The organism is Candidatus Contendobacter odensis Run_B_J11 (assembly GCF_000531125.1).
GTDB classification, from domain to species: domain Bacteria; phylum Pseudomonadota; class Gammaproteobacteria; order Competibacterales; family Competibacteraceae; genus Contendibacter; species Contendibacter odensensis.
In genome coordinates, this window is record NZ_CBTK010000067.1 from 1 (window position 1) to 2929 (window position 2929).

Annotated in this window: 5 protein-coding genes; 1 reads left to right on the top strand and 4 read right to left on the bottom strand. The window is 55.1% G+C overall.

Annotated elements, in window-relative coordinates; all coding sequences use genetic code 11:
- The first annotated feature begins 110 nt into the window (after positions 1-110).
- Positions 111-998, top strand: a complete 888-nt coding sequence (locus tag BN874_RS05550) for an IS982 family transposase (RefSeq protein ID WP_034431420.1) — start codon at positions 111-113, stop codon at positions 996-998.
- Here BN874_RS05550 and BN874_RS24250 read toward each other — a convergent pair.
- From BN874_RS24250 to BN874_RS05565, 4 genes are all read right to left on the bottom strand, one after another.
- Entirely contained in the window at positions 966-1103 is a 138-nt protein-coding gene (locus tag BN874_RS24250) for a hypothetical protein (protein ID WP_154724757.1), read from the bottom strand. The genes BN874_RS05550 and BN874_RS24250 overlap by 33 nt on opposite strands.
- Positions 1104-1251: 148 nt before the next feature.
- The gene (locus tag BN874_RS05555) at positions 1252-1968 is read right to left on the bottom strand and encodes a PD-(D/E)XK nuclease family protein (protein ID WP_034431421.1); all 717 of its coding nucleotides are present in this window, start codon (positions 1966-1968) and stop codon (positions 1252-1254) included.
- A gap of 181 nt (positions 1969-2149) precedes the next feature.
- Positions 2150-2440, bottom strand: coding sequence for an addiction module antidote protein (locus BN874_RS05560; protein ID WP_034431422.1), 291 nt, complete (start codon positions 2438-2440; stop codon positions 2150-2152).
- 3 nt (positions 2441-2443) lie between these two features.
- Positions 2444-2740: a type II toxin-antitoxin system RelE/ParE family toxin gene (locus BN874_RS05565; protein ID WP_034431423.1), complete on the bottom strand. Its 297-nt coding sequence runs from the start codon at positions 2738-2740 to the stop codon at positions 2444-2446.
- Positions 2741-2929: the final 189 nt, after the last annotated feature.

Here is a 2929-nt window from a genome sequence, read left to right on the forward strand (position 1 = left end):
TTACGCGATGTTCGACTTTTCCGATGATTGATGAGGGTTTGGCGGCGCGACATGGCGGTATGAGATACGCTGAGAGGAACCCACCATCGCAACGTTCCGGGAATGCCGCCATGCCGCTCGAAGACGTTATCATCACGCTATTTTGCTGGATAGAAGAGCACCTGAATCCCCTGATCGGGGATAACCGCTTACGCCTGCGGGGTTTTACCCCAAAGTTGACTGACGGTGAAGTCCTGACGATGGAAGTCGTAGGCGAGTTCTTGGGCCTGGATACGGATCAGCCTATTGGGCAGTATTTTCGCCAGCATTGGCCGTTATGGTTTCCTCAACGGGGATCGCGCCCCACGTTTGCCCAGCAGGCCGCCCATCTCTGGGCGATTAAACAGCAACTGCATCAACCGTTAGTCCTCGACCTGGGAGCGGTGGCGGATCCCATTCATCTCGTGGATGGCTGTCCTCTGCCGCTCTGCGTCCTGACCCGCGCCTCCCGCTGCCGGGGGTTTGCCGGAGAAGCCGACTCTGGTTATTGCGCCGCAAAAAAGCAGTTTTATTATGGGTTTCATGGCCCTCTGATGGTCACGATGGATGGCGTGATTACCGCTTGGACGGTGACCCCAGCTTCCGGCGATGAACGCGAGGCGCTGTGGGATCTGACCGATGGGGTTCAGGGTTGGGTCATTGGCGATAAAGGCTCTATCAGTGCCTTCCTAAAGGCCGAACTTGCGGCCACCGGGATTGACCTGCAAACCCCATTGCGGGCCAACATGACCGATTCTCGCGCTCTTGGTGTTGTCCAGCGCCTGATGACCACTCGCCGTCGCGTCGAAACCGTGATTAGCCAACTCACGGAGCGGTTTCATTTTGAAAAAATCCGGGCACGGGATCGGTGGCACTTGACGAGCCGGATCGCACGCAAGGTGTTGGCTCACACCTTGGGTATTTTTGTGAACCGGCTCCTCGGCCGCTCAGACCTCCAGTTTGAGAGACTGATCGCCTGAAAAATCGAACATCGCGTCTTCATTACGAAAAATCAGCCATTGCGGATGCAGTGGGGTTATGCGCAACGGACGCAGCAACAGGCGAATCCGGTTATTAAGTTTCATCAAGGATGGCTCGCCGGCAGGCTCTCAGATAAGCTACAGATACCGCGAAGCGCATGGCCTGTCGAGACATCCGGATCCACTCCCAGCAAAGTCCAGCGTTAAAAAGTTGTGCGGTATATCCCGTGGGACGGATAAAGAATAGCCTATTTTACAACACTTCAACCTCGGTCGAGTCACCGTAGGTTTCGATTCCCAGCCGTTCCGCTACCTTTTGTGCCCGGGCGTCGATCATCGGCGAGATCACGATCAGCCGGTTGGCCTTGCGTTGGTGACGCTCTTCGTAGAACCGCGCTTTGCGCTCGAAAATGTACATCCCCGCTTTGTCAATGGAGGACTTCAGCTCGCAGATCAGCAACAGGCCGTTTTTGATGATCACATCCAGTTCTACTTGGTCAGGCCGGCCGAACACCACGCCCCGGTCGTCGTATTCATTGACGTTGATCACCTGTACACCAAAGCTCTGTTCCAGAATCCCGGCCAGCGCATCACGGAATGCCTTTTCCGATTGCAGGCCCCAACGTGCTCCCAGGGCGCCGATACTTCGCTCGTGTTTTTTAGCCAGAGCCATGCTTTCTTCATGGAGTCGCCGGAGTTCCTCCTGATTTACCTCCCATTTGCGATTTTGCTCTTCCCACTTGTGATTTTGCTCCTCCCACTTGCGATTTTGCTCCTCCCACTTGCGGGTTTGCTCTTCCCGATCGCGGCGCAGTTCGCCTAGGAGGTCATAAAACCGATCCTGCGTTTCCTCGCGTCCCGCATATTCCCGCCGCGTCAGTTCCAGAATATAGGTACGCAAGTCCGGATCCGTCCGCAAAAAATGCGGCAACTCTTGTCTGATGGCTTCTTTCAGCGATTCCTCGTTCATTTTCACCTCACATTGAGTACGACTGGTTAATTGGATGAATCATAATACGGAGAGCGATTGAATGGTAAAGCTACGAAACGGGTCATGGCGTACCGGCTTCTTTTTACGAGGGACGCAAAAAAACCGTCGCTGGGAGCATAGTGAGAAGGTGGGCATTACCCACTATACCCGGCTACACTGCTCAAGCGGCTTGGGCATGGAGTTTGATTCGCAACGCCCGAATGACTTTCAGTACGGTGGAAAACTCTGGATTGCCATCGGCGGACAGCGCACGGTATAGCCCTTCGCGTGAAATACCGGTTTCGCGAGCGAGTTGGCTCATGCCACGCACCCGGGCAATATCCCCTAACGCTATGCGAATCAGGCTGCCGTCGCCAGGGTCTTCATCAAGGCAGGCATTGAGGTAGAGCGCCTGATCGTTCTCAGTGTGCAGCTCATCTACCGGATCCCACCGCGTAAATTTTTCAGGCATGGCTTAGTCCTTGAAGTCTTTTGCAAGGTTAATGGCGCGAGTAATGTCGCTGTCCTGGGTATGTTTGTCGCCGCCCGTCAGAAGGACGATGACGAGTAACCCGCGCTGCATAAAATACACTCGGTATCCGGGGCCGTAGTCAATACGCAGTTCCGAGATTCCATCGCGCAGCGGTTTGGCGTCGCCAAGGTTGTTTTGAGAAAGCCGCCGGAGGCGGGCATTAATTCGTAGCACGGCTTGCCGGTCTTTCAGATTGGATAGCCACCGCCGGAAGGTTTCGCTTTGGATAATGTCCATCATCCGTAGATTGTGATCTATGGTTTACGGAGGGTCAATGCCACACTCTTCAGGAGTCCGATACGGGTTGTGGAAAAGGGCAAAATCCCCCCGCCGCTAACGCGGCTTCCCCCCTTTGAAAAAGGGGGGGTAGGGGGGATTTCCAGTCAGAAGGTGGGCATTGCCCACCCTACCCGGTTACCCGGCTGCTCC

Coding starts and splice junctions, on each gene's coding strand:
- BN874_RS05565 (WP_034431423.1), bottom strand. CDS start 2,740: ATGATGGACATTATCCAAAGCGAAACCTTCCGGCGGTGGCTATCCAAT.
- BN874_RS24250 (WP_154724757.1), bottom strand. CDS start 1,103: ATGAAACTTAATAACCGGATTCGCCTGTTGCTGCGTCCGTTGCGCATA.
- BN874_RS05550 (WP_034431420.1), top strand. CDS start 111: ATGCCGCTCGAAGACGTTATCATCACGCTATTTTGCTGGATAGAAGAG.
- BN874_RS05560 (WP_034431422.1), bottom strand. CDS start 2,440: ATGCCTGAAAAATTTACGCGGTGGGATCCGGTAGATGAGCTGCACACT.
- BN874_RS05555 (WP_034431421.1), bottom strand. CDS start 1,968: ATGAACGAGGAATCGCTGAAAGAAGCCATCAGACAAGAGTTGCCGCAT.